This window comes from Thermococcus sp. GR5 (genome assembly GCF_012027535.1).
Classification (GTDB): Archaea; Methanobacteriota_B; Thermococci; order Thermococcales; family Thermococcaceae; genus Thermococcus; species Thermococcus onnurineus.
Genome location: NZ_SNUN01000007.1, coordinates 110,980 through 136,408, shown reverse-complemented (window position 1 = coordinate 136,408; position 25,429 = coordinate 110,980). Strand labels below are relative to the sequence as shown.

Here is a 25,429-nt window from a genome sequence, read left to right as displayed (position 1 = left end):
GTTCCGGAGTTCGGTGCTCCAGGCGTCATCGAGTTCACCACTCCGACCAGCTACACGGACGAGATTATCGAGCTCCAGTGATGCCCTTTCCAATATTTTCGTGAGGAGGTGGTGTGAATGTTCGGTAAAAAGAAGAGGGGTGCTGTCGGAATTGGTACCCTGATAGTGTTCATCGCTATGGTGCTTGTCGCGGCGGTCGCTGCCGCAGTGCTCATTAACACCAGCGGCTACCTCCAGCAGAAGAGCCAGGCCACCGGAAGGCAGACCACCCAGGAAGTTGCGAGCGGAATAAAGGTCACCAGCGTCGTTGGATACGCTCCTGAGATTACTACTGGTGTCTATGACAACATGATGAGGCTTGCCATTTACGTCAGCCCGAACGCGGGCAGTGACGGCATAGACCTTAGGAAGGTTAAGATAGTCCTCAGTGACGGCAACAAGGAGGCCACCCTTGAGTGGGCCGACCCGGACACTAACGATGATGGTACTCAGGATGTCAACACCTACACCAACGACCCCGTTAGCAATATATTCGCTAACTCCTTCGGAACCACTTACACGTTTGACTGGACTGCCCTAGCCCCAACCACCTTTGGCATCATAGTTCTCCAGGACGATGACGGTAGCGTCCAGATGAATTACCCAACCCTCAGCAAGGGCGACCTAGTTGTCCTTGCCGTCAGGACTGGAGCAGTCTTTGACAACGACGGGGATGGCATTTACGACGAGCAGAATGTTGATGGTATTGCCCCCAACACCAAGATCACCGGCCAGGTCATTCCGGAGTTCGGCGCTCCAGGCGTCATTGAATTCACCACTCCATCAACCTACACCCAGAGCGTCATGGAGCTCCAGTGACTCCACCGCTTCTCTCTATCTTTCGTTTTTTGAAAATTTTCAGGAGGTGGTGCTATGCGTAGGGGAGCAATAGGCATTGGCACGCTTATCGTCTTCATCGCAATGGTGCTGGTGGCGGCAGTAGCGGCAGGGGTAATCATAGGCACAGCGGGCTACCTAGAGCAGAAAGCTCAAGCCGCTGGAAGGCAGACCACTCAGGAGGTCGCCAGCGGCATCAAAGTCCTCAACATATACGGCTACACCAACGCTACCCCGCCGAGCAAGGGTACCATAAGCAGGATGGCAGTGTTCATCGCCCCCAACTCCGGCAGCGAGGGCATCGATCTGAGCAACGTCAAGATAGTCCTTAGCGACGGAATAAAGCTCGTCGTCTACAACTACAGTGGGATACTCTATAAGGGTGTCGTGGACGATCTCTTCAACGGCACGGAGATAAGCAGCAAGATATGGGACAACTCCAGCTTTTCAGACACCAACTTCGCAATAGTTGTCATCCACGACGGCGCCAGTGAGATGGACGCCAACCACCCGAACCTCGAGTGGGGTGACCTGGTGGCGCTCCTCGTAAAGACCACTGTGTTCAGCGCCGAGAACGGGGAGAAGGGAATAGGTCCAGCGACCAAGATGGTTGGTAAGGTCATACCCGAAGTCGGCGCCGCGGGAGTTATAGACTTCACCACCCCCGCGACGTACAACTACAATGTGATGGTGCTCCAGTGAGGTGATTGCCATGAGGCGCGGTGCCATTGGTATTGGGACGCTCATCGTGTTCATCGCAATGGTGCTGGTGGCTGCCGTTGCCGCTGGTGTGCTCATAAGCACTTCTGGCTACCTCCAGCAGAAGGCGATGGCCACCGGCAGGCAAACGACCCAGGAGGTAGCGAGCGGCATCAAGGTGATGAACGTCTACGGCTACACCCCTGCCGACCCAGCCGGGAGCGGTAAGATAACTAGGATGGTGCTCTATGTCTCCCCCAACGCCGGTTCTGGCGGCATAGACCTTGCCCACGTCAGGGTTGTCCTCAGCGACGGCAAGAGGATGGCCGTCTACAGGTATTACGATCCGAACGAGGATCCAGACCTTCAGACAGACTACTTCATTTACTCCGGTGACGTGAGCAACGTGTTCGCCGATGTTGGTGAGGACCCAGCAACAGGTGCTGTTGACGTCAGCACATATACCCCAACCACGGCCAGCGACATATCAATCCTCTGGAAGAACCTGTACTACTACAATACGAATGCAGACGGTAATGGCCAAAGGATACTCTTTGGTATCATCGTCGTCAGCGACGGCGACCAGAGCCTCAGCGGAAGCCCAGCGCACCCGACCCTCAGCTGGGGTGACATAGCAGCAATAGCCCTCTGGACGATACCGTTTGACGATGATGGTGACCCGACTACCGGCTACGGCCTTGGTCCAAGCACCAAGGTCACCGGTAAGGTCATACCCGAGAACGGTGCAGGTGGGGTTATAGACTTTACCACTCCAAGCACCTACACGGACAACCTGATGGAGCTGCAATGAGGGGGTGGCTTCCATGGCGCTGGACTTCCTCTCGTCTTTGTTCAAGAAGAAGCCAAAGGAAGAGGCCACCCCTCCGGAGGAACCCATCTTTGAAGAGGAACTAGAAGAGCGTGTCGAACACAGGGAGGAAAACGAGCAGATAAGACAACTCATGGAGCGCATCAATGAGATCGAGAACGACATCCCAAGGATAAAGATAAGCATAGACACGATAAAGAAGCAGATGCAGGAACTCCGCGACGACATCGACAGGCTTGACAAGACCATTAAGGACGTCATGATGCTCTATGAGGTTATCAGCCAGGAGATAAATCCATTTAAGGACCAGATGGGACAGGAGAACCCGCTCACCAATGAGATACAGGATCTCAGGAAAGAACTGGAAGACCTAAAGCTTGAGATCGCCCAGATAAAAAACGACATCAAGGTGCTTGCGGGATATGGGGTTGACCTCGATTCGATAATCTACGAGGTGCTTGCGGAGGTGTGACGCGTGGAGATTAGCAGGCTCGTTACAGAGGCTGACATCAACGCCAAGCTCGCGGAGCTCAAGGGCAAGGTTCCAACAGTCGTCATCAACGACCTCCGCGAGAAGCTCATAGCACGCAAGGACAACCTCACTTACGACCAGCTTGAGAAGATAATCCAGAAAGTCCTTGACACCTATGGAAGCCAGGCCACAAAGTACGAACAGCTCAGCAAACGCGTTGATGAACTAGGCAAGAGGCTCACCGATCTGAGCCTTCAGTTGAGCAGGCTCGTTGAGACTCTCGAATCTGCGAAGTTCGATGTTCAAGAGAAGAAGGCTGAGAAGGTCTCCCAGAAAGTCGACGAAGTCCACGAGAAGATCGGGAAGCTTGAGGAACTCCTCGAAGGGGAGGAGAAAGAGGAAGTTCCTGAGGAACTCACCGAAAAGCTCGAGGAGCTCCACAGAAAGGTCGATGAGATTGCCGAGAAGGTCGAGGTTCAGACGGCAGCCGAGAAACTTGAAGAAGCCCAGGAGAAGCTGGAGGAGCTTCAGGCCAAGATAGAGGCCGGCGAAGAAATCAGTGAGGAGGAGCTTGCGGCCGCCGAACAGGCGGTTGCCGAGGCCCAAGCTGCAGCAGAGGAAGCCCCGGTGGAAGAAATAGGGGGCGTTGAGGAGGTAGAGGCTCCCACTGAAGAGACTGCCCCTGAGGAAGTTGAAGAGACTGAGGAAGTCCCAGGGGTGGAAGAAGTCGAGGTGCTTCCGGAAGAGATTGGAAACGTGGAGGAACTTCCCGAAGAGGCTCCGCAGGAAGGAATTGTTGGGGAAGTTGAGGCCGTCCCCGAGGTAGCCGAGGAAGTTTCGATTGAAGAGGTTCCCGCTCATGAGGTTAAACCTGAGGAAATCAAAAGGGAGGAAGGTGGTGTTGAGATGGCCGAGAAGATCCAGATCCCGGAGGACATCGCAAGCCTGCTCTTTGAGGAGGAGCCAAAGAAGGCACGCCTTGAAAAGCTCCCCGAGGACATCGTTTCCACCATGATAGCCCTTAAGTGGCTCGGATTCCTCATCGACAGGGTTGGTATCCAGAACCTTGAGAGAGTGCTTGAGTTCTACTATGAGATAGGCTGGATAAGTGAGGAAGTGCTCAACCAGCTCCTGCGCTATGCCAAGGGTACCAGGCCGCACCACAGGGACCCCGAGTGGAAGCCGGCCGAGAAGCTCACCGTCCAGGATCACCTCATAAGCTTGCTCTTCCTCGAGAGGCTCAGAGGACTCAAGATAAACAGGAACGTCCTAGACAAGCTTGAGCGCGAAATCAAGATGCTCGAAAAGACCCTCGACGAGTTTTACGGTATCTGAGGTGCAGAACTTCGGGGAGAGGGGGGCGGCCTATGGGATTCAGCGTATCAGCGAGTACGGCCATAATCTTTATTTCTTTTTTAATAGCCGCCAGCACCCTTTACACCGCGTGGGAAAACAGCTACTCCAACGTCCAGGCCGCCCGCGAGGACTGGTACGAGCTCAGGCTTTCTCAGGTTCATTTCGATGTTGGTGATGTGAGCATTACTGCGTCCGGTTCCTCTGATGTGAGCGTGTCTTTCAAGTATTTGGGTCAGACCATTAGTGGAACCGTTGTTGTACTTCATAATGGAACCTACGTGTCGTCCGTTAATCTTGGCTATCTGATACCAAACAATTATTACACCATTACGGTCACTGGGAGGGCTGATACCAGCGGTGCCATTAACTATGCCACGTTTGGATTTGACAACGGATGTATGCTGCTGGTTGAGTATTATTATGACTCAGCCAAATTGGCCTATATTGTGAATGGCTACTCGACCCAGTGTCCAATGGAGGTGAGCTGATGGCCGCAGGAGGGCCAGCGAGCGAGCTGATTATGTTCATTGTGGCTGTGATCGTTGCCGGCAGCGTCGCCGGCGGATTAGCTTATATCACCAACGACATAGCCCACGGCATGAACGACAGAGGGGCAATGCTGGCAGATCAGCTCAGGACCGACTTCTCCATCATAAATGACCCGAACAACATACCAGTAAGTGGAACTGGGCCCTACATGTATACGTTTTACATCAAGAACATAGGGAAGGAACCCTTTCCATTCACTGCCGATGCAGTTCAGGTGTTTATTGACGGGGATATGGTGCCCCCTGCGAACCTCACTTTCACCGATGTCTCTGGGAACACAATAACTACTCTCGGCCCCTACGAGGTCGGCGTGATAAAAGTCACCAAAGGTAGTCCCCTTACATCTGGACAGTACTACACCATCATGGTGGTCCTTGAAAACGGCAAGAGGCGCAGCCTGGTCTTCAAGGCCCCATGACGTCGGCGGCCTTTATCATCCTCGGGTAAAATAACGCGAGACGGTGGTGGTCATCTTGGTCGAGGAACTCCTCAAGATTGAGCTTAAGGGCGATGAGCTCCACAGGCGTCTCGGCGGGGGCATTCCCGCGGGCACCATCATGCTCGTCGAGGGTGACAGGGGTAGCGGTAAGTCCATATTTGTTCAGCGCCTTCTCTATGGCTTTCTCATGAACGGCTACACCGCCAGTTACATCTCAAGTCAGTACACTACCGTTGAGTACATAAAGCAGATGGAGTCCCTCGGTTATGGTATAATCCCCTTTCTAATCAGGAAGAAGCTCATGTTCGTCTCTCTTTACCCACTACTCACTGGTGTGAGTGAGAAGAGAAAGTTCTTTAGCAGAATCTTCGGGGAGCCCCGCCTCTGGGAGCCGGACATCATGATCATTGATTCATTCTCCTCCCTCTTCTCCCGCGAGCAGGACCCAAGCGCTGTCCGCGACTTCCTCCTCTACGTCAAGAAGATGGCCTCCCTCGGCAAGGTGATAATACTCACCGCCAATACCGAGGAAGTAGACAGGGATTCCCTTTTCGTCCTTGAGGAAGCCTCCACCATGCTGATAAGGCTCAGCGTTAAGGTCTTCGGTGGTGATCTCAAAAACTCGGCAACTATAGTCAAGTACAACAATGCCAAGGGCATGTTCCAGAAGATTATCCCGTTCCGCGTGGAGCCGAAGGTTGGACTGATAGTAGAAATTGCGGCGGTGGTGTGATATGGCACAGGCGTTCAGCGACACCTTTGAGGAGGCGATGGCGAGGAACCCGCATCTCAGAAAGTATGTTGACCAGTTCAGGCGTAAGTACGGTAAGTTGCCTGAGTTTCACGCCCAGCTCAGCAGGGACATGAAGGAAATCCTCTACCCCAACATACTCTACCCCGTCGGTGATCCGATATTCATCCACATCTACGGCGACCCTGCCACCGCCGAAAAGAAGTACATCGTCATAGAGCCCCGTATCGAAAGCAGGGAAGAGGAGCAAAAGTACAGCATGATCCGCGACAAGATACTGGAGCTGGCCCCATCGAGGGAGATACCTGAGGAGCAGGAGGAGTTCGAGCGCTTTCTTGATGCCCTCTTCGACGAGGCGGTGTTGGCCCTCATCAAGTCGAGCAAGGGCGGCCTCTTCAGCAGAGGACAGCGCTTCACGATCACCAAGGACGAGATGGAGAAGTTCCGCTACCTCATCAAGCGCGATATCATCGGAATTGGCCCCCTCGAGCCGATAGCTAGGGACCCCTATATTGAGGACATCCATATCATCGGTGCCAACAATGTCTCTCTTGTTCATAAAATATTCGAGATGATGCAGACCAACATAACCTTCGGCGACGACGTCAAGCTAGCCGACTACTTCAAGAACATATCTGAGCGCATCGGAAGGCCTGTAAGTGATAGAACGCCCATCGTTGACGGTGCTCTCCCAGACGGTTCCCGTATCAACATAATCTACTCACCGGACATATCCATCAAGGGCCCAAGCGCAACCATCCGTAAGTTCTCGGCAACTCCGATAAGCATTGTCCAGCTGATAGCCTGGGGAACGCTGAGCGCCGAGGTTGCCGCCTACCTTTGGATAGCCCTCGAATACGGTATGAGTGTCTTTGTCTGTGGTGAAACAGCTTCCGGTAAGACTACGCTTTTGAACTCGATTATTCCCTTCATCAAACCTGGCTCAAAGATATACACTGCCGAGGATACGCCGGAGGTTCAGGTTCCGCATCCGGTGTGGCAGCGCCTTATAACCCGTGAGCGCGGTCCTGAGGAAAGCAGGGTTACGCTCTTTGACCTCCTAAAGGCGGCACTCCGTTCAAGGCCGAACTACATAATCGTCGGTGAGATCCGTGGCGCTGAGGGTGCCATCGCGTTCCAGGCCATGCAGACAGGCCATCCTGTCATGAGCACCTTCCACGCGGGTGACATTAAGAAGATGATACAGCGTTTCACTGGGCATCCGATTAACGTCCCGATAACATTCATTGACAACCTTAACATAGCAGTCTTCCAGCAGGCGGTTTATGTCAAGGGTAAGTTCCTTAGGAGGACCATCAACGTCGTCGAGATCGAGGGTTACTACGAGGAGCTCGGTGGTGTGGCCACAAGGAACGTCTTCGAGTGGGATCCAGTATCAGACAGGCACATCTTCCGTGGTTTCAACAACTCTTACATCTTAGAGAGGAAGATAGCCGAAATAGCGGGCTACGAGGACCCAAAGGAGATTTACAATGAGCTATTCCTACGTGCAAAGATCCTTCAGAGGATGGTCGAACTGGGTATAACAAACTACTGGGACGTCTACAGGGAGATCAAGGCATTCTACCAGCGCGGTATTGAGGGACTGAGCTTTAGAATCTGACGAGGTGAGGGTTATGAGTGACGGGAAGATCAGCATCTTCACCAAGGCAGACCTTGACATGGGGACATACCTAAGGAAAGTGCTCCTACCCTACATGGCCATCTCGGCAGCCATTTTTCTCGCTGTTGGAGTTATAACGACCTTCCTCTACATGCCCACTGCCCTTAAGGTTCTCATGTTCCTAATACCAGTTGTCCTCCTCGTTTACGCTGCTGCTTATCCTTACATCGTGGCCGATTCAAAGAGGATATCAATAAACTCAAAAATGCCGTACTTCATCACCTACTTCGCGGTTCTATCTACGAGTGAGATGGCCCGTGCTGACCTCATCGCGGTACTCTCCCACGACCCCAAGCTCGGCGCCATAGCGGACGAGCTGAAAAAGGTTCACACAATAGTCAACAGGCTCCACCTCTCTATGCCTGAAGCCTTCCGTTTCCTTGCGAGGAGAACTCCGAGCACGATGTTCGCTGACTTCCTTGACAGACTAGCCTATTCCCTTGACAGTGGTGTTGACTTGAAGGATTACCTCTTTCAGGAGCAGCAGACGGTTATGGACGACTATCAAACCTTTTATGAGGGCGCGCTTTACGACCTTGACATCTTTAAGGAGATATATGAATCCATAATCATCTCGGTTGTGTTTATAGCCTCTTTTGTCATCATCGGCCCGATAATCACCGGCATGGATATTGCTACCATGGGACTCTACGCGGTCACGATGATCCTTGCGGCTGAGGTCGGTATACTCCTCGTCGTTAAGTTTAGAATGCCTGAAGACCCAATATGGGCAGACCGCAGGGGAATAGAAGACCCGCGCCGGAAGAGGATAAAAATGGCGGCGATTTATTCTGTTTTCGGCAGTATCATTGTGGCTCTTCTTTACTTGGCGGTTCTAAGGCCGCGCTACTCGATTCCTGAACCCTTCATCCTCGCTGGAGTGTTAACTCCGTTTTTCTACCTGGGCCACGTCGTCAATAGGGAAGAAGGGTCAATATTCAGGAAAGATGAGAACTTCCCAGCCTTTATTAGGAGCATGGGTTCATCCCTCGCTGCAAGCGGTGCTTCCCTTGTCCTCGTCCTTAAGTACCTCAGCGCCCACGACTTTGGTTCCCTTACACAGGATATCCGGGCTCTCTACAGACGCCTTGCCGTCCGCGTGGACAGGGACAGAGCATGGGACTTCTTCATAGCGGGGACTGGAAGCTGGCTCATCGGAATTTTCTCCGAGATATTCCGTGAGAGCCTCCGGATGGGTGCCGAGCCCGACTACGTTGGTCTGATCATAAGCAGGAACTTTGAGAGGCTCGTTCGTCTAAGGAGAAAGAGGCAGCAGAGCATAGCGAGCTTTGTAGGTATAATCTACGGTCTCACAGGCGCCTTTGCCTTCGCACTGGCGGCCTCCTTTCAGGTGGCGGTCTCGATAAGCCAGATGTTTTCTCAGATGGAGGTACCAACGGAGTACATAGGCGATATAATCCATGTCATCTCACCTTCAGGAATGAGGTTCCTCGTGTACTTGATGCTCGTTATGATGGTGCTCCACTCTCTCCTCTCGGGCTTGGTCATTAAGCTGGCCGACGGGGGTCACATCCTCGGTACTGTGAGGTACTTTGTAATACTTTCATGGATATTTGCCGTGGGAATGTACCTCGGCCAGACCCTTATGGCGAGGATGATGGGGATAAGCTCTGGGGGGGAAACTGCCCAGATCGCCTTTCACCTCTTGGGGGTGATACCGTGAGGAAGTTTATGGCTATTGCTGCGGTGATGATCCTCCTTTTTCCACTGATAGGGAGAGTAGGTGCTTCCTCCTTCACAGGCTGGATGAGTGTTCCCGGTGTTATAACTCTCGAGGACACCATCATAGAGCTGAGGGACGTCTCCTTTGATGACGGTTCGCTGATGGTGGTTCTGCTGAATGGTAGCACGTCAAATACTTTCATTGTTAAACTTGGGGAGAGTCTCACCTTTGGCCAGACTAGGCTCACGTATTTCCGTGTCCTTGCAAACAGTGAGTCGCTTGTGCTCATCAAAGTTAACTTCTCCCATGTTTTCCCGGGCCAGAACGTCACCTTTGGAGACTACACGATCTCAGTACTGTCCGTAGACAGCTCGGGAGCAAAGCTGAGGGTGAGTAAAGGCAACGAGTCGAAGGAGTTCACATCCTCTGACTTCACCTTTGGAGATATCCGCGTTAAGGTGTCTGCGTACCCCAAGATTTTTGAGGGATACCTGAAGCGGGGTCAGGACGTCAGTGCTTATGGCCATATCCTAACGTTCTCAAACGCCACCGTTAAGAACACAACCGGTGGATTCATTGAGACTGTTTTTTTCACCTATAAAAACAATACATACCCCATTGAGGTTGGAAAAGAGGCTAATGTAGGGGTCTTCCACGTTAAAGTTGAGGAACTCGTGGGTGTTGATTATGTGAAGGTCGTGGTTAACTTCATCGGTGCCTCTATTGACGTTGAAACGGTTCCTGATTTGACATTCATGCTTTCCCCAGGTCAGACCCAGAAAGTCGGGCCCTACATAATCAGCTACGACTATTACTTCGGTGGCGCCACTGTGTCACTCCGCAACTCATGTGGTGAAGTACTAAGAAGTGCCAAGCTTTCGGCAGATCCGATCTCAGCTCTCCTCTATTATGGTGGCGCCGCCGTGGGCCTTGAGAGTATAGCCAGCAACGGAACCGCGACTTTCTTTGCCATGGTGGATGAGACCAAGATACCTAGCGTGGACAAGGTTGCGAACCTGTTGATAAGCGTCTCCTCTGATGGCGGCAAGCAGTACGTCCCCATGACTGCAATGGTGACAGTTCAGAACACTGGTACCGTGGATCTCTCAAACGTTTCCCTGAAATTTGTCCCAGAGGGTGACGTCGAGATACTACCGGGGGAAGAATTGTTCCTTCAGAGGATCAGACCCAGTGAGAAAAAGACCTTTGAGGTCAAACTTCTCTCCCATCGCTCCGGCAGCCTCACCCTGGGACACGTTGAGGCTGAAGCAGTTGCCCCTTCCGAATTGGCTTGTGGGGGATACACAGTTCTGAATTTCCGCTCAAATGACCTCCAGGTTAGTATCGAACCGTCCAACATTTCGTATGAGCTGAGCGTTGAGGCCCCCAACCAGGTTCCTATATACCACCCTGCCCTAATTATGGTTACAGTTACCAACACGGGGGACGTTTCGGTTCCTGCAAACCTCACAGTAGCTCTGCCTCAGGGTGTTGCCGTTGGGCTAGATGATGCGTTCTCTTCTAGGGGAGACATTATGATCGCCCCCCTCTCCCTCCTTTCAGGCGAGAACGTTACCCTCAGCTTGAAGGCAATCCCGTACACCGAGGGGACAAAGGAATTCATCCTTCGGATTGAGACCCCATTTGGGATCATGGACTCAACAGTTCTTAATCTCGATGTAACTGTTTCCCAGGGAAACGAGACCACAGCTACTGTAATCGAAACCACTGCAGTTCCTTCCAATGGCACTGTGACTGTAACAGAGACGTACACCACGACGGAAACCCAGACTTTTGAGACTACTGTTACCAACGTTCAGACCGTTCCTTACACCCCGACGTCTGCAAAGGCTATGTGGGGTGTCTTGGGCTTTGTCCTGGGTGCCCTTGTCATCATAGCCCTTGCTTGGTACCAAGCCAAGAAAGTCTGAAGAGGAGGGGCAAGGTTGATACGCCCTTTCTCATATTTTCTCTCCGGTGATGTTGATGGAGGATGCTGATGTTCTTTGGTATCATACGGTGGAGAAACTTAAGAGGGAAGGCATAATCCGGAGCGAAAAGGTCAGGCAGGCTTTTCTGAAGGTCCCGAGGTATCTCTTCGTTCTTCCTGAGCATAAAAAGTGGGCGCACGTTGACGAACCGCTTCCCATTCCCGGCGGTCAGACGATAAGCGCCCCCCACATGGTCGCGATAATGCTCGAGCTTGCCGAACTTGAGGAAGGTATGAACGTTCTTGATATAGGTACCGGAAGCGGCTGGAACGCGGCTTTAGCAGCGGAGCTTGTTAAGACCGATGTCTATACCGTCGAGAGGATTCCGGAGCTTGTCGAGTTCGCGAGGAAAAACCTTGAAAAAGCTGGCTATGCCGATAGGGTTCACGTCATCATCGGCGATGGCACCAAAGGTTTCCCACCTAAAGCGCCCTACGACAGGATACTGGTCGCTGCTGGAGCACCAAATGTTCCAGAACCTCTCGTTGAACAGCTCAAGCCTGGAGGGAAGCTCATAATCCCCGTCGGGAGCTACCACCTTTGGCAGGAGTTGTACGAGGTAATAAAGCTTAAGGACGGAAGCGTGAAGGTCAAGCGGCACGGGGGAGTTGCCTTTGTGCCCCTCATCGGGGAGCATGGCTGGAAGGAGTAGGCTTTTAAGTCGTGATGAGTTTTTCCTCTGGTGGTATCATGGTGAGACTGATTGCCTTTGACCTTGAGGGAACGCTGGTCAAATCCGTCTCAAGCTGGGTAGAGCTTCACAAGAAGTTTGGAACCTGGGATAAGGGTAAGGAGTATGCTGAGCGCTTCTTCGCTGGGGAGTTTGATTACGCAACATGGGCTGAACTCGACACTTTGCTTTGGAAGGGCCATACAAAAGAGGAGATAATGGAGTGGGCTAACTCCGTGGAGTACATGGATGGTGCATGGGAGCTCATTGAATTTCTGAGGAAGAATAATTTCAAAATAGCAATACTAAGCAGCGGGCTGATGTGCCTTGCAAGGAGGATAGCCAGCGAGCTTGGCGTTGACTACGTCTTTGCCAACGAGCTGATTTTTGACGAGAACGGGGTTATTACTGGGGAGGTAAATCCTGCTGTGGATTTCCAGAGCAAGGGAAAAATTCTGGAGAACCTCAAGAAGGAGCTCGATCCTGAGCTGACGGTAGCAGTCGGCGACGGCTACAATGACCTCAGCATGTTCAGCGTTGCGGATGTCAGCATCGCCATAAACCCGCACGAGGGAGTCGAGGGAGACCACAACGTCGAGAGTCTGCATGAGGTCATGGAGATCATCAAGGAACTCCTTGGCTGATTTTCTATGCTTTTCCCGGGGTCGGTGAAGGGCGTGGTCATCACGACGCAGCGCGGCTTCAGCAAAGCAAAAGCTCGTCATCCCCCTGTCGGCCCGACCGGAACCCCCGCTTCACTCCTCAGCGGAGAGGGCGGGCAGCCGGGCCGATAGAGAGTTCGGCGAGGAGTTAAAAAGCATTACTAAAGCCCGGCTATTTTGAGCTGTATCCACCAGAAGATGTCGCCCCAGAAGTATGCTATCAGGAAGCCAATGAAGAGTGCGGGGGCAAATGGCATGGCCTTTTTCCTTAAAAAGCTGTTTTCGAGTTTCCCCTCCTCAACAAGGCGCTTGAGCTCCTCAATCTGCTCCTTCTTCAGCCCCTCTGCAGTGGGAGATGCTATGACCCTGCCGTAGTTAGGTTTGAGCAGTTCGAGGTTGGCTGTCAAGATGGCAGTCTTCATGCGCGTGAATGGATCCGTTCTGTCCCTTCCAATCATTCCGTCCTTCTCGAATATAGTCTCGCCTAAGATATCCCACTCCTCCAGCTCCTCAACTGGAATCTCCTCCATAAGAACCTCGGTGCGCATGAACTTTACGGTCGAGAGGAACACCTTAAAGAGGTATATCGTGGTGAGCAGTCTGACGAAGATCCAGAGAACCCTTTCTGGGTCGAGGTAGATGAGGTAGCCGAGGACGATGAACCCGAGTACGTCTCCGATTTTCCCTGCCTTTCCGAGGAGAATTATGATGACAACGGTTGTCAGCCACCAGAGGATGCCGCCAAGCGCTATTCCAATAGTCTCGTAGAGGACTATCTGCAATCCCAGCGCCGCGGTTATCCAGAGTGCCACTTCAACTGTGAGCCTTGCTCCACTGGTGAGTATCTCCTTCAGCTCGGCGAACTTTTTCCTGACAATCAGCACTCCCAGAGAGTAGAGGAATATGAAGGGGAATATCGCGATGATGCTGTTGAGGAGTATGGAGATGGGGTAGAGCGGATAGTTCAAGGCATATGGCGGGATTAGGGAGGCCGTTGATGGGGGATATGGCAGCAGGGCGGAGAAACCCGCTAGTATTACCACGTCCCCGCTCGCCCAAGCGCCGAGGAAGTATAGAACAAGGCCCAGGACAAGCCCGATGAAGAAACCGATAAGCCCTGAGAGCGCAAGCATGGTGTTGTGCTCAACGAAGAAACCTCTGTAGAGGTGATAAACTATACCCAGACCAGCTATCGGAAGGACATGGATGTCGTCGATAAAGCCGGTCTTCATGTCAGTGTACGAGGTAGCTACTCCCATAACCAGCCCCAGAATGAGTGGAACGTAGTCCATAATCCCACCTCAAAGGTCTTCGAGAATCTGCTTTCTGACCTGAGTGGTGTAATTAGATATCGCCTCGTTGAGGTTCTTCGTTCCGTTGAGCACGACTCTAGCCGCCATGACTACGAGCACGAGCACAGCGGCCAGCATGAAAAGGTACTCAATCGCGCTCTGGGCTTTTCTTATCATCTCTCACACCTAAACTATCTGCGGCGCTAAAGGATTTAAAAGTTTCCATCGGCTAAGCTTTTAAGCGGAGCGAAAAATGGAAGCGTGGTGAAAATGAAGGTTTACAGACTTCGCGTGAGAGACGAATACCTCGACTACATCAAGTCCGGAGAGAAGAGAATAGAGGTTAGGGTGGCATATCCCCAGCTGAGGAACATAAAACCGGGTGACAAGATACTCTTCAACAACGAAGTTCCTGCCGTTGTTACGGGGGTGAAGCGCTACGAGACGTTCAGACAGGTTCTCCGCGAGGAGCAGATTAAGAAGATATTCCCTGATGAGCCGAGCTTTGAAAGGGCCCTTAAGAGGTTCCACAACATGTACCCCAAGTGGAAGGAGAACCGGTATGGGGTAATAGCCATAAGGTTCAAGCTGATCGGCGAGGGGTGAGTCATGAAGCACCTCGAGTTCGACGGCAAATACGCCGATTTAATCCTCAAGGGCAAGAAAAGAGCCACAGTGAGGTTGGGCAGAAGACCAAACCTCCAGTCCGGCGACGAAGTGCTCATCCACTCAGGTGGCTACGCTATAGCAAAGGCCGTAATCGAGAGGGTCGAAAGCAAGACAGTTGGGGAGCTCACAGATGAGGACGCTTTTCTCGACGGATTTTCAAGCAGGGAGGAGCTGATTAAAGCTTTGAAGGAGCACTACAGGTACGTGAACGATGATTCAAAGGCCCACGTGATAGTATTCCGCATCGTTGAGCGCTTTGATAAGCCGGTTACCTCATCTGACTACGCCTACGAGGGGAACCTGCCGATTGAGATAGCCGAGATGGCCCTGAAGCATCTTGACCTTCCTGAGGGGGACAGAAAGCTCATTGAGCTCTTCCTTCAGGCGGGCAGTCTAAGGAAAGCTGCCTACAGACTTGGAGGTTTGAACAAGCGCTATCTGATAAGAGACGCGTTGAGGAGGGCCTACGAAGAGCTGAAAAAAAGGGGCCTCATGGGGCCGAAGCTCTGACGCTCTCGAACATGCTCACTTTAACTCCTTCTCCTTCACTGTTCTTGACGGCGGAGAGCTTTACCGGAATGAGCTTGAAGGTTCCTCCGTGAATAAGCCTTCTAAGCTTCCTCTCAAACTCCTCGGCTTCCTTCTCGCTCATGAACTCCACTTTCGCTATGAAGTCGTACTCCCCGTAGAGCCAGTAACCTTCGACGGGGAGCTTCTCTAAAACCTCGTCCCGGACACCCCAGACGAGGAGTATTGCTTCGATTTTGCTCACCCCCTTCCCTTTCCCCTTTGTGCTCTACCCATTGATAAAAGCCTTTCCAAAGTTTTTCTGTCATCGAGGCAAGTTCGTGAAAACTTTTCGATTAAAAGTTGTCGTTGTGCCAAGGGAACGGTTTTAACGTCCCTTTCTAAATTCCTGCGGTGGTAAAGATGCTCAGAGCGGTCTTCTTCGATTTCGTCGGCACGCTTATAACAAAGGAGGGGGAAAACGTAACCCACCAACGCATCGTTGGGGATGTTCTCAGAAGGGCCGGCAGGGAAGATTTGGACGTCGTTAAAGTCTGGGGGGAGTACGAGGCTGAAAGCTCGGCTCTCTTCAAGGAGCTCGCCGGAAAGCCCTACGTTAAGATAAGGGACGTCGACACTGAGGCCATGCGGAAGGTTGCCGAGCGCTACGGCTTCTCCGTTCCCGAGGATTTCTGGGAGATAAGCATCGCCATGCACGAAAAATACGGAAAACTCTTCGACGATGCCGTTGAAACGATTAAGGTCCTGAAAGACCTTGGCCTCCATGTTGGCATTATAACCGACTCCGACAACGACTACATCGAGGCTCACCTTAAGGCTCTCGGCATCTACGGGCTCTTCGACAGCATAACGACCAGCGAGGACGCTGGCTACTACAAGCCTAATCCTAGGCCCTTCCAGCTTGCCCTGGAGAAGGCGGGAGTTAAAGCTGAGGAGGCCATTTACGTCGGCGATAACCCTGCAAAGGACTGCGTCGGGGCGAAAAACGTCGGCATGATTAGCGTCCTGCTCGACCCGAGTGGGACAAAGCGTGAGCTCTGGGAGAACTGCGATTTTGTCGTCTCAAAGCTTGGGGAGGTCGTCGAGATAGCCAGAGGCATGCTCGAGAAATGAGAAAGGGGGTCGGCAACGGCAGGGCTCATCATCCAGCGCGAAGCGCGTCTCAGCTAGCGAAATTCTCGTCATTCCCCTTCTTTTCACTTCAATCTCTTGTAGGCCTCCCACATCCTCTGGAGAACTGTTATCCACGCCAGAACGGCGACGGCGTAGACGCCGTACTCCACGTATCCGAACAGGGCGGTGATTATAAGTATGAGGAGTCTTTCTGCCCTCTCCGCTATTCCCACCGCCAAAGTTCCGGAGCCGGCAAGCTCGGCCCTGCAGCGCTCGTAGCTGACGAGATAGCTCCCCATGAAGGCGATGAAAGCTATCCTCCAGTCAACAAGGTTTCCGAGGGCTATTCCGAAGAGCACGGCCCCATCGCTTATCCTGTCAAAGGTTGAATCTAGGAATGCTCCAAACTTGCTCGCCTTGCCCGTCATTCTGGCTAGGGTTCCGTCGAGTGCATCAATGAGAGAACCAAAGAGAAGGACGAGGGCGGCTATAACCTGCTCGCCGCGGTAGAAGAAGTAGGCGCCGATTAAACTTATCAAAAGCCCAACGAAGGTTATCTGATTCGGTGTAACCCCAGCTTTTGCGAGCGGCCTTACGATGGCCTCAAGGAAGCCTTTGACGTTGGCCCGGTACCTGTTGAGCACCATGCCTTACTCCCCCAGCTCTACCACTTTCTTGCCCTTCTCCTGAGGTATTATCTTGAGCCTTGCGTTCTGGAACTCCTTCCTCAGGCCAGCACCATTGAGAAGTCTGTCGAGGAAGACTGCTAAAGCAGCCACCTCGCTGTGGGGCTGGTTTCCTACGGCCACGTTGTAGTCGGCCATTTCGTAAACTTCTTTTGGCACCTTCTCGGCGCCGACGATCACCATAATGTCTCTTCCCGATTTCAGTTCTTCCTTAATCTTCGGGACGGCATCATCGATGTGAATACCGTACATGGTCAGATGGACCATTATTCCGCCCATCTCTTTCCACTCGCGCATCACTTTTTTCCAGCTCGGGTTGAATTCTATCTCAAAGGGTCCGCCCCACCTCTCAACGACGTCCTCTACGCTATCCTTAACGTGCTCGTCGAGCTCAGCCGCGATTATTATTTTATCTGCCCCGAAGGCTCTAGCCGTTAAGGCCACGTGCGTGGTTATCCTTTTATCTCTCTCCGGTCTGTGTCCAAGGCGAAGTACTACTATCATCCGACCTCCCCCGCGAATATTCTCCAGTACTTTGTGAAGTCGTCTCCCCAGGCCATGTTCTTGTAGAACTCGTACATGGTTTTTACGTCTTGCTCTATCTTGCTCGTGCGGTACTCCGCGATGATTCTGTTGAGGTCCTCCTCATTTGGAGCCGAGGCGAAGAGGAAGAGGGCGTAAAGCCTCTCGTTCTCGTCGAGGTTGCTCATCACGAGCATTAGCTTGGAACGAAGCTCTGGTTTGAGTCTCTCTGTGACAATCCTGAGAAGCCTGTCCTCCAGATTGGCCAAGAAATCCCCTGTAACGTCCACATGCTCATGGCCCTCGAGCGTCTCTGGGGCTTGAGCGACTATACGATAACCGTCACGCGTCACAAGCTGATAGAGCTTGGGGAAGTAGGGACTCGCCAGGTACTCATCGAGAGAACCCACGAAGCCGTGCCTGATATCAACTACGTACCAGCCGTCGGCGGTGTAGAACTCTGTCATCGGTCTCAGCGTGCAGTCCGTGCCGTTGGAGAGAGTTATAACCCTGGCAGGGACATCAACGGAGCGCAGCATGGCAGTCATAAGTATCTGTGCCTCAGCGTAGCTTATCCTATCCTGCTGGAGTATCTTGGACGGCTCGAGGGTTGAGGTTGTGTCTCCGAATGAGTACGTCCTCATCATCCAGTTGTAGATGGCTTTCACTGCATGGGACTCTGACTCAGCGTTTCCGATAATATTGAGGACCATGTCCCTCAGCTCGCTTCCCTTGAAAGCCGGCGTTGAGTTGTAGCGCTCTGCCCAGTAGCCGTCAACTATGTACTCGTCGGTTATCCAGTGGTATTTGAGTCCATATGCCTCTCTCAGGGTCTCGTTGCTCTCGTTCCAGGGCGTCCACACTACTTTAAGGGGCACACTCTTCACCACGCTGCCCTCTGCTCCGCTGATTGCATACTTGAGTATTACCGAGACGTAGCCGTCCCTGTATGCGTAGGGCACGCTGACGGTATAGCTCAGTCTAATCTTCCCATTGCCATCTATTGTGTCGGGAAGGGCATTGGCGCTGACGAGCCTCATCCCGTCGAGGAGGTTGAAGCTTATATCGCGGAGCTCAACTGGAACCTCGAGGGTGTTCTCGATTGTGACGGTTATCCTGGCCGTTTCCCCTCCTTTCAGAGTTGTTGGGGCTTCCACGTTGAGTTTGAGCTCGTCAGGAGGACCGGCCTCGTTCGAGACTGTTATCCTGAACTGTCCATAGAAGCCTGTCCAAGAGCGTTTGAGTTCATCGGTCAGCTCTAAGGAGAGTTTGAGGTTGTAAACGCCCGGCTTCATGGGTGCCCTCAGAATCCAGACGAGCTGAACGCTGTCTCCAACCCTCAGGACATCGGGAAACTTCGGCTCTTGGAGTATCTGGAAGTTGTCATCACCCAGGACAAGGGTTGCTCCCGTTAGGCCGACTTTTCCGGTGTTGTTTACGAAGACCATCACATGGAGCGTTCCACCAGGCCTTACCAGGGTCTTGTCAACCGAGAATCTGACCTCGGCCGGTGGCTTGAAGAGGCAGCCTGAAACCAGCACCAGGAGGACCAGGAGAATCACCACGGGGCCTTTCCTCATAACCATCTTCCAAAGTCTCTTAAGCACTGACGTTAATAAAGTTTGGGTGGTGGCAGTGATAACGCTGACGACAGATTTCGGTTTGAAGGGGCCCTACGTCGGCGAGATGAAGGTGGCAATGCTCAGGGTTAACCCAGGGGCAGTGCTCGTTGACGTAACCCACTCAGTAACGAGGCACTCAATTATAGAAGGCTCCTTTGTCATGGAGCAGGTTGTCAAGTATTCGCCTAAAGGCACCGTCCACGTTGGAGTGATTGATCCTGGTGTCGGGACGAGCAGGAGGGCTATCATTATAGAGGGCGAGCAGTTTCTGGTTGTCCCCGATAATGGATTGGCAACATTCCCCATGAAGCACATAAAACCTAAAGCAGTCTACGAAATAGACTTTGAGAAGATAAAGCGCTTTACTGGCTGGAGGATAAGCTCGACCTTCCATGGAAGGGACATCTTTGGGCCTGCTGGAGCCCTGCTGGATGCTGGGCATTCTCCAGAAGAGCTCGGCCGGGAGATTCCCTTGGAAAGCTTAATTAGGCTTGAGGTCGAGCCCAAAAAAGAAGGCGAAATCTGGAAGCTCAAGGTAATCTACATAGACGACTTCGGGAACGTCATACTCAACCTTGAGGACTACAGAAGGCCAAAGGCCGTTGAGCTCATCGACTTTGGGTTAACCATTCCTTACCTCGAAACCTATGGCCTGGTAAAGCCCGGTGAGCTTCTGGCTTTGCCCGGAAGTCACGACTACCTCGAGATAGCCGTCAACCAGGGTTCTGCTGCTGAAAGGCTCGGGCTCAAGGTTGGGGATGAGGTGAGAGTGAAGTTGATTGGAGGTGATTGAATGGTCAAGCGCGGCCTCTTCGTCGGCCGTTTCCAGCCGGTTCACAACGGGCACATAAAGGCCCTTGAGTTTGTTTTCTCGCAGGTGGACGAGGTAATAATAGGCATCGGCAGCGCTCAGGCCAGCCACACGCTCAAGAACCCCTTCACGACGAGCGAAAGGATGGAGATGCTCATAAGGGCTCTGGACGAGGCAGGTCTGGAGAAGCGCTACTACCTGATTCCGCTACCAGACATCAACTTCAACGCCATCTGGTCAACCTACGTCCAGAGCATGGTTCCAAGATTTGACGTCGTCTTCACTGGAAACTCTCTTGTCGCTCAGCTCTTCCGTGAGCGGGGATACGAGGTCATAGTACAACCCATGTTCAGGAAGGACATCCTCTCGGCAACCGAAATAAGGAAGCGTATGGTGGAAGGAGAATCCTGGGAGGAGCTCGTGCCGAAGAGCGTTGCCGAGTTCATAAAGGAAATCAAGGGTGTTGAAAGGATAAAGATGCTCGCCACAAACCTCGAAAGCTCGGAGAAGGAGCTCCAGGCGCCGATAAGGATTCCGGAGTTCTGACCGGTTCTCATATCTCTGTTTTATCGACCGGTTGAGTTAATCTTTTAACTCTTCCCAGACAAAACACGATTGGCAAACGTGAAATTCAGGACATCTTTTTGGGTCGGTGGGACGATGACTTTAACGTTCGCCCAGATCCGCGAAGAAGTAAAGTACACCGCGAAGCACATAGGGCTTAACCTGATTTCCATCCCCTGGGTAACGGCGACAATCTACTGGCTGTCCAGCTTGCTTCCCGTTTCGAGCGGGACAATCGTCGGCCTCCCAGCATCTCACTCGCCATAATGTTCCCGCTCTTCTTCAGCGGGGCGGTTTTCCGGGAGAAGCTCCTGGGCATTCACGAACTCCTCCTCTCGCTTCCGTTCCCTCCCACGCGCCTCCTTATTCTCAAAACGCTTGCCGGATTCGTCATTGAAGTGACGGGAATCCTCCTGGGAAGCTTCGTCGGACTGCTCCTCGCCTGGCACAGCGGAGTCCACATTCCGTTGACCATCATGCTCTCCGGACTGCTGATTTCAATGCCCCTGCTCTTCACCTTCACTTTCTTCGTGATTCTAACAACGCTCCTCTTCCAGTCCGCGTGGTTCAACGCCGTGAAGGTTGCCGTGGGTTTCGTGGCGTTCATCGTTCCCCTCTACGTCCCGCGATACTTCGGAAATGTTCTATCTTTGAATCTCGCTCTGGTCATGTCTCTAATCCTCTCGGCGGGGATTTCCATCATTTCTATCTTAATCGTAAGGTCTCTGGGCGACCGCCTCGTGGAGAGAATGGTGCTGGTGTGACGCTTTCGATGTTTGATAACCCTAAAATCGGGAGAACTATTGGGGGTTGTGAAGTTTTACGTTTTCAGTATTTCTGAAATGGGATTTTTTGGAGTTACTTTTTTTAAAAATATTTAAAAATATATTAACTTTGTATTGTATTAGTTTAAGAAAAACTTAAGTACTAAATACAACTTAAACAAGTATGCTGAGGCAACAATGGCAAAAAAGGAGGTGATGATGCATGAAAGAGAGAAAGTATATCCCTCCAACTATTAGTAGAGATCTCGACAGAATTGGACCTATTTGTGCCCCAGAATCCCATTGGAAGAGCAGTACCTTTATGGACGAATATGTACCACCCACAATAACAAGGGAACCTAACAGACTTGGACCTATATGTGCTCCAGAGGCCCACTGGAGGTCAGGGGGAATTAGTTGATTCTCTTAACACTTTTTATTGATTTTTTGGAAAATCAATTTGTGAGTACAGGGGGAGATGCTATGCAAAAAGACATTCCATCACTTGATATTGTAGAAATAGACCTAACAAATAGATGTAATTTTATGTGTCGCCATTGTCGTGCTAATGCCAGAGACATTAAAAAAGAGTATAGTGAATTTGACTACAATTTGCTAATTAGAACTATTGATGAACTAATAGATCTAGATGTTCCAACAATAGTTCTTGCAGGAGGAGAACCACTGCTTTATCCAAAGATTATCGAACTTGTGAATTACATAGTCTCTAATGGTAGCGAAGCGCATGTAACCACTAATGGATATCTTCACAACACTTTACAGGCCTTAATAAATGGTGTAGAAAATCCGGAACTTCTTAGAGTCGCTGTAAGCATTTACGGTCCAGAGGGATATCATGATAGTTTCTGTGGTGTGCGAGGCGCATACAACAAAGCTATTAAATCTCTTGAAATTTGTATCAAACATGGGATAATAACAACAGTAAACTTTACAGTAACTAAAGGGAATATAAGATATGTTTTTGATTATTTAAATATGGCAGAAAACATGGGAGCAAATGTGTTCAAAGTTAGAACTCCGAACCCAATTGGGAGAGCAACCACGAGTAAAGACATCTTCTTGAGTACAGACGAATGGTTTACTATTTTAAAGAAATTAGTTGAAGAAAAAGAAAAAAGAAACATTGAGATAGAATTTGCAGACCCACTGTGGGTGAGATTTGACAAAGAACTCATCAGTGCATTTAAAACCAAGATACTATCTAAAGGTATAAAAATTACTGCCGGATGTACAGCAGGTATTTCATCCCTGTATATAAGTTCTGATGGCTCTGTCAGGCCCTGTGCATACTTCCCATACAACTTGGGATCCATAAAAGAGACTACAATATCTAGACTATGGGAGGAACATCCATTACTCAACTCACTAAGAAAAAGAGAATTACATGGGAAATGCGGAGAATGCACATTAAAGAGTATTTGCGGTGGATGCAGAGGAAGAACCTTTTGCCTAACTGGTGATCCAATGGCTTCGGATCCATATTGTATGAGACCAGTACAACTTTAAAACGGCTAGGGGGTGTGTATTTTGGAGAGGATATATAATAAAAAGCCCAAAGTGGTGGAGGGGATCATAGCGATTAAAGAAGAGGGGAAAATGAAATTGTTTAACCCTAAAACCGGCAAAAAGCACGTATTGAACACTACTGGGAAGTACATATTTCAATTATGTGATGGGGAGAAAACTGTAGAAGATATATGGAAACTAGTTGTACGGGATTTTAATTGTTCACATATCGAAAAAGTGAAAGAAGATGTTTGTGGATTCTTATACTTACTGGCGAAGAGGGGATACATTGAATTCAAAGAATAGGGGGGTGTTAAATGGAAGCATATCTCTTTCCCGAAATAGAAATAACAACCGCATGCAATCTCCAATGCAGGCATTGTAGGGTACCTACAACATCTCCAGATTTTATGAGTCCTACTCTATTTAGGAGAATTATTGAGAATCTTGTGAAGATTGATATTCCGTATTTAACATTAAGTGGTGGCGAACCACTTTTACATCCAGATTTGTTTCAATTTTTGGATATTAGTTTTGAGAATGATATAGAGCAAGTAGGCATTATGACAAATGCTACATTATTGAATGATAAAATGTTAAACAAACTGGAGAAATATAAACGATATGGGGAAGTTTGCATAGGCACTAGTATTGATGGGTTTCAAGAGATTCATGATTGGTACCGAAATAAAAAAGGAGCATTCAGCAAAACACTAGAGTCTGTGAAAAAGCTCGTGCAGAGGGATTTTGAGGTTGGCATTAATGTCACTATTCATAAAAAGAATTTCCATACCATTCATGAACTGTTAGATTTCCTTAGTACTCTAAATATAACGACTATAAGGATACGTCCAGTTTTACCCGCGGGAAAAGCGGAGAACAATAAGGATATCCTCCTAAACAAAGACGAATTAGTTAATGTGGCACATCAGTTAAAATTGTTTATAAAACAAAACAAGAACAAGCCAGCGATAAGGATAGTTGATCCGGTTTTGTACACTTTGGTCTATCTCAACGGACAAGAACCACCAAAAAACGTCCTTAATGGATGTACCGCTGGAGTATTCCAAGTCTATATAGATGTCTATGGAAATATCAGGCCCTGTCCTTTTTTGAACAGGAATGTGGGAAATGCCACTATCCAAAATATTGAAGAAATTGCAAATACTGGTATTGCTAAGAAAAGAGATCAACTAGTCGGGAAATGTGGTAAATGTATATATAAGTATGTATGTGGGGGTTGTAGAGCAAGGGCCTTAATTTATTCAGGAAACATCTTAGGTGGTGATCCGCTGTGCCCATTAGAGATTTAGCAAACCTCTCAAGATACTCTAAGATAACATTGTTTTTAGTAACTATAGTATCACTCGGTAAAAGCATAATTGACCCCATTTATATAGCATTCTTAGCATCAAGAACGATCTCCAAAGAGCAAATTGGATTGCTCTTAACAATTTATTTCGTTTGCCTTTCAATATTCGACTTCCCCACTGGTGCCATCGCAGATAAATGGGGAAGAAAGAAGACTTATCTCTCAGGTGTTGGAATGTATGGATGTGGGTTAGTTTTATATGGTACGTCGACGAAATTTGGATTATTTGCAATTTCCGAAATTTTGTTGGCACTGGGGTCTGCATTTATGAGTGGCTCTTTAATTGCTTGGTACTATTCTTCTCTTAAAAAGCATGGATTAACAGAAGAAGCTAAAAGCATATTCGGATTGATTAATGCAAGCAGGACTGTTTGTGGAGTCTTGGCAGGATTACTTGCATACCAACTGGTGTCATTTGATATAGCATATCCTTTCCTCATGGGTGGGATAATTATGTTTGTAGCAGTAGGTTCTGGCTTAGTTGTAATGGAGGAAAATCACAGGAATAATGGGGAGAATACATCTTTCTATAATATTATGAAAAATGCTCTCAGGGTCTCAATTTATAAGAAAAACCTCCGCTATTTACTCCTTGGTGATGCAATATTGTCTCTCGCATTAATTTATTATATCTACTCTTGGCAATTACTTTTTACTGATGAGCTTGATATACCTGCCAGAATGCTTGGGATTCTGTATACAATCGGAATTTTTGGCTCACTTTTTGGAAATTTCCTAGCAGGACTTTTATTAAAGAAGAGCACCAGTTTTAAAGTCAGCATTCTTAGCCAATCATTGATACTTGCAGCGTATATTGGTTTTGCACTTTCTCAGTCATTCATGTTTGCGATTCTCTGCGTTTTTATATACAATGTCGGGTTTGGTACATACGGCCCTGCATTTAGTATCTGGCTCAATGAAATTATCCCAGATGAAGCCAGAAGTTCAGTGCTATCCCTAAACAGTTCCTTGGCTTCAATCGTCGCAGCAGCTGGAAGTAGTTTCTCAGGATTAATAGCAGCAAGTTATGATATTCGGTTCGGATTCCTTGTTCTAACAGTGCCAATAGTCTCTGCAATAATGTTATTTTACATTTCAAACATTTCTTAAAAGGAGCATGCACTATGTGTCGTTCGGTAGTTGGATCCATTAATATCACTCCAGATTCCTGCCCAGTATGGGAAAAAGCTCTGGAGGCGAGGAAATGGGATTAACATGGACTCAACTTCCTGAGGAAATAAAATATACCGCGAAGCAAATCGGGTTCTATCTTATCGGGATTCCCTTTGTGGTAGCG

General features: G+C 50.1%; 31 protein-coding genes. 25 read left to right on the top strand and 6 right to left on the bottom strand.

Annotation, left to right across the window (positions count from 1 at the left end; all coding sequences use genetic code 11):
* The first annotated feature begins 117 nt into the window (after positions 1–117).
* From E3E33_RS08300 to E3E33_RS08240, 13 genes are read left to right on the top strand one after another with little or no spacing between them, the layout of a single operon-like run.
* Entirely contained in the window at positions 118–858 is a 741-nt protein-coding gene (locus E3E33_RS08300) for a flagellin (RefSeq protein ID WP_012572147.1), read from the top strand.
* Between the two features lie 54 nt (positions 859–912).
* A complete protein-coding gene (locus E3E33_RS08295; protein WP_012572146.1) occupies positions 913–1,578 on the top strand; it encodes a flagellin in 666 nt (221 codons plus the stop codon).
* Positions 1,579–1,588: 10 nt separating this feature from the next.
* On the top strand, positions 1,589–2,386 hold the full coding sequence (locus E3E33_RS08290) for a flagellin (RefSeq protein WP_167711479.1): 798 nt from the start codon (positions 1,589–1,591) through the stop codon (positions 2,384–2,386).
* Between the two features lie 13 nt (positions 2,387–2,399).
* Positions 2,400–2,876 (top strand): flagella accessory protein C, encoded by a 477-nt coding sequence (locus E3E33_RS08285; RefSeq protein ID WP_012572144.1) that lies wholly within the window; start codon positions 2,400–2,402, stop codon positions 2,874–2,876.
* Between the two features lie 3 nt (positions 2,877–2,879).
* Complete coding sequence (locus E3E33_RS08280) at positions 2,880–4,211, top strand: FlaD/FlaE family flagellar protein (RefSeq protein ID WP_167711480.1); 1,332 nt, start codon at positions 2,880–2,882, stop codon at positions 4,209–4,211.
* 32 nt (positions 4,212–4,243) lie between these two features.
* The gene (locus E3E33_RS08275) at positions 4,244–4,720 is read left to right on the top strand and encodes a flagellar protein (RefSeq protein ID WP_167711481.1); all 477 of its coding nucleotides are present in this window, start codon (positions 4,244–4,246) and stop codon (positions 4,718–4,720) included.
* Complete coding sequence (locus tag E3E33_RS08270; RefSeq protein ID WP_167711482.1) at positions 4,720–5,199, top strand: flagellar protein G; 480 nt, start codon at positions 4,720–4,722, stop codon at positions 5,197–5,199. Before E3E33_RS08275 ends, E3E33_RS08270 begins: the two co-directional genes overlap by 1 nt.
* 55 nt (positions 5,200–5,254) lie before the next feature.
* A complete protein-coding gene (locus tag E3E33_RS08265) occupies positions 5,255–5,953 on the top strand; it encodes an ATPase domain-containing protein (RefSeq protein WP_167711483.1) in 699 nt (232 codons plus the stop codon).
* Between the two features lies 1 nt (position 5,954).
* Positions 5,955–7,595 carry a type II/IV secretion system ATPase subunit gene (locus E3E33_RS08260; protein ID WP_012572139.1) on the top strand — a complete coding sequence of 547 codons (1,641 nt, stop codon included), beginning with the start codon at positions 5,955–5,957 and terminating at the stop codon, positions 7,593–7,595.
* 13 nt (positions 7,596–7,608) lie between these two features.
* Positions 7,609–9,339, top strand: a complete 1,731-nt coding sequence (gene flaJ / locus E3E33_RS08255; protein WP_167711484.1) for an archaellar assembly protein FlaJ — start codon at positions 7,609–7,611, stop codon at positions 9,337–9,339.
* Positions 9,336–11,270: a hypothetical protein gene (locus E3E33_RS08250; RefSeq protein ID WP_167711485.1), complete on the top strand. Its 1,935-nt coding sequence runs from the start codon at positions 9,336–9,338 to the stop codon at positions 11,268–11,270. Before flaJ ends, E3E33_RS08250 begins: the two co-directional genes overlap by 4 nt.
* A 49-nt stretch (positions 11,271–11,319) precedes the next feature.
* Entirely contained in the window at positions 11,320–11,982 is a 663-nt protein-coding gene (locus tag E3E33_RS08245) for a protein-L-isoaspartate(D-aspartate) O-methyltransferase (protein WP_012572136.1), read from the top strand.
* A gap of 38 nt (positions 11,983–12,020) precedes the next feature.
* Entirely contained in the window at positions 12,021–12,644 is a 624-nt protein-coding gene (locus E3E33_RS08240) for an HAD-IB family phosphatase (RefSeq protein WP_167711487.1), read from the top strand.
* Between the two features lie 179 nt (positions 12,645–12,823).
* On the opposite strand, the gene E3E33_RS08235 is transcribed toward E3E33_RS08240, so the two are convergent.
* Complete coding sequence (locus tag E3E33_RS08235; protein WP_167711488.1) at positions 12,824–13,954, bottom strand: A24 family peptidase C-terminal domain-containing protein; 1,131 nt, start codon at positions 13,952–13,954, stop codon at positions 12,824–12,826.
* A gap of 9 nt (positions 13,955–13,963) precedes the next feature.
* Complete coding sequence (locus E3E33_RS08230) at positions 13,964–14,131, bottom strand: class III signal peptide-containing protein (protein WP_012572133.1); 168 nt, start codon at positions 14,129–14,131, stop codon at positions 13,964–13,966.
* Between the two features lie 93 nt (positions 14,132–14,224).
* Between E3E33_RS08230 and E3E33_RS08225 the strand changes: the two genes are divergently transcribed.
* Together E3E33_RS08225 and E3E33_RS08220 are read left to right on the top strand one after the other, a co-directional pair.
* Entirely contained in the window at positions 14,225–14,560 is a 336-nt protein-coding gene (locus tag E3E33_RS08225; RefSeq protein ID WP_012572132.1) for an ASCH domain-containing protein, read from the top strand.
* A gap of 3 nt (positions 14,561–14,563) precedes the next feature.
* Positions 14,564–15,133 (top strand): ASCH domain-containing protein, encoded by a 570-nt coding sequence (locus E3E33_RS08220; protein ID WP_012572131.1) that lies wholly within the window; start codon positions 14,564–14,566, stop codon positions 15,131–15,133.
* On the opposite strand, the gene E3E33_RS08215 is transcribed toward E3E33_RS08220, so the two are convergent.
* A complete protein-coding gene (locus E3E33_RS08215; protein WP_167711489.1) occupies positions 15,114–15,395 on the bottom strand; it encodes a hypothetical protein in 282 nt (93 codons plus the stop codon). The two genes, E3E33_RS08220 and E3E33_RS08215, sit on opposite strands and share 20 nt — an antisense overlap.
* Before the next feature lie 158 nt (positions 15,396–15,553).
* Here E3E33_RS08215 and E3E33_RS08210 point away from each other — a divergent pair, with 158 nt between their 5' ends.
* Positions 15,554–16,264 carry a TIGR02253 family HAD-type hydrolase gene (locus E3E33_RS08210; protein WP_167711522.1) on the top strand — a complete coding sequence of 237 codons (711 nt, stop codon included), beginning with the start codon at positions 15,554–15,556 and terminating at the stop codon, positions 16,262–16,264.
* An 83-nt stretch (positions 16,265–16,347) separates the two neighbouring features.
* Here E3E33_RS08210 and pgsA read toward each other — a convergent pair whose 3' ends face one another.
* The 3 genes from pgsA to E3E33_RS08195 are packed head-to-tail and all read right to left on the bottom strand — an operon-like array spanning position 16,348 to position 19,058.
* Entirely contained in the window at positions 16,348–16,911 is a 564-nt protein-coding gene (gene pgsA / locus E3E33_RS08205) for an archaetidylinositol phosphate synthase (RefSeq protein WP_167711490.1), read from the bottom strand.
* Positions 16,912–16,914: 3 nt separating this feature from the next.
* Complete coding sequence (locus E3E33_RS08200) at positions 16,915–17,454, bottom strand: tRNA (cytidine(56)-2'-O)-methyltransferase (protein WP_012572127.1); 540 nt, start codon at positions 17,452–17,454, stop codon at positions 16,915–16,917.
* Complete coding sequence (locus E3E33_RS08195; protein ID WP_167711491.1) at positions 17,451–19,058, bottom strand: transglutaminase-like domain-containing protein; 1,608 nt, start codon at positions 19,056–19,058, stop codon at positions 17,451–17,453. The genes E3E33_RS08200 and E3E33_RS08195 overlap by 4 nt, the downstream gene beginning before the upstream one ends.
* Before the next feature lie 49 nt (positions 19,059–19,107).
* On the opposite strand from E3E33_RS08195, the gene E3E33_RS08190 reads away from it, so the two are divergent.
* The 9 genes from E3E33_RS08190 (at position 19,108) to E3E33_RS11150 (ending at position 25,242) form a co-directional block, all read left to right on the top strand.
* Complete coding sequence (locus E3E33_RS08190; protein ID WP_167711523.1) at positions 19,108–19,887, top strand: S-adenosyl-l-methionine hydroxide adenosyltransferase family protein; 780 nt, start codon at positions 19,108–19,110, stop codon at positions 19,885–19,887.
* A complete protein-coding gene (locus E3E33_RS08185; protein WP_167711492.1) occupies positions 19,888–20,451 on the top strand; it encodes a nicotinamide-nucleotide adenylyltransferase in 564 nt (187 codons plus the stop codon).
* A gap of 114 nt (positions 20,452–20,565) precedes the next feature.
* The gene (locus tag E3E33_RS08180) at positions 20,566–20,736 is read left to right on the top strand and encodes a hypothetical protein (RefSeq protein ID WP_167711493.1); all 171 of its coding nucleotides are present in this window, start codon (positions 20,566–20,568) and stop codon (positions 20,734–20,736) included.
* Positions 20,736–21,233, top strand: a complete 498-nt coding sequence (locus tag E3E33_RS08175) for a hypothetical protein (RefSeq protein ID WP_167711494.1) — start codon at positions 20,736–20,738, stop codon at positions 21,231–21,233. The genes E3E33_RS08180 and E3E33_RS08175 overlap by 1 nt, the downstream gene beginning before the upstream one ends.
* A 223-nt stretch (positions 21,234–21,456) precedes the next feature.
* Positions 21,457–21,654 (top strand): hypothetical protein, encoded by a 198-nt coding sequence (locus E3E33_RS08170; RefSeq protein ID WP_167711495.1) that lies wholly within the window; start codon positions 21,457–21,459, stop codon positions 21,652–21,654.
* Positions 21,651–22,760: a radical SAM/SPASM domain-containing protein gene (locus E3E33_RS08165; RefSeq protein WP_167711496.1), complete on the top strand. Its 1,110-nt coding sequence runs from the start codon at positions 21,651–21,653 to the stop codon at positions 22,758–22,760. Before E3E33_RS08170 ends, E3E33_RS08165 begins: the two co-directional genes overlap by 4 nt.
* Before the next feature lie 21 nt (positions 22,761–22,781).
* Entirely contained in the window at positions 22,782–23,066 is a 285-nt protein-coding gene (locus E3E33_RS08160) for a PqqD family protein (protein WP_167711497.1), read from the top strand.
* Between the two features lie 11 nt (positions 23,067–23,077).
* Positions 23,078–24,073 carry a radical SAM/SPASM domain-containing protein gene (locus tag E3E33_RS08155; protein ID WP_167711498.1) on the top strand — a complete coding sequence of 332 codons (996 nt, stop codon included), beginning with the start codon at positions 23,078–23,080 and terminating at the stop codon, positions 24,071–24,073.
* Positions 24,055–25,242 carry an MFS transporter gene (locus E3E33_RS11150; RefSeq protein WP_167711499.1) on the top strand — a complete coding sequence of 396 codons (1,188 nt, stop codon included), beginning with the start codon at positions 24,055–24,057 and terminating at the stop codon, positions 25,240–25,242. The genes E3E33_RS08155 and E3E33_RS11150 overlap by 19 nt, the downstream gene beginning before the upstream one ends.
* Positions 25,243–25,429 lie beyond the last annotated feature (187 nt).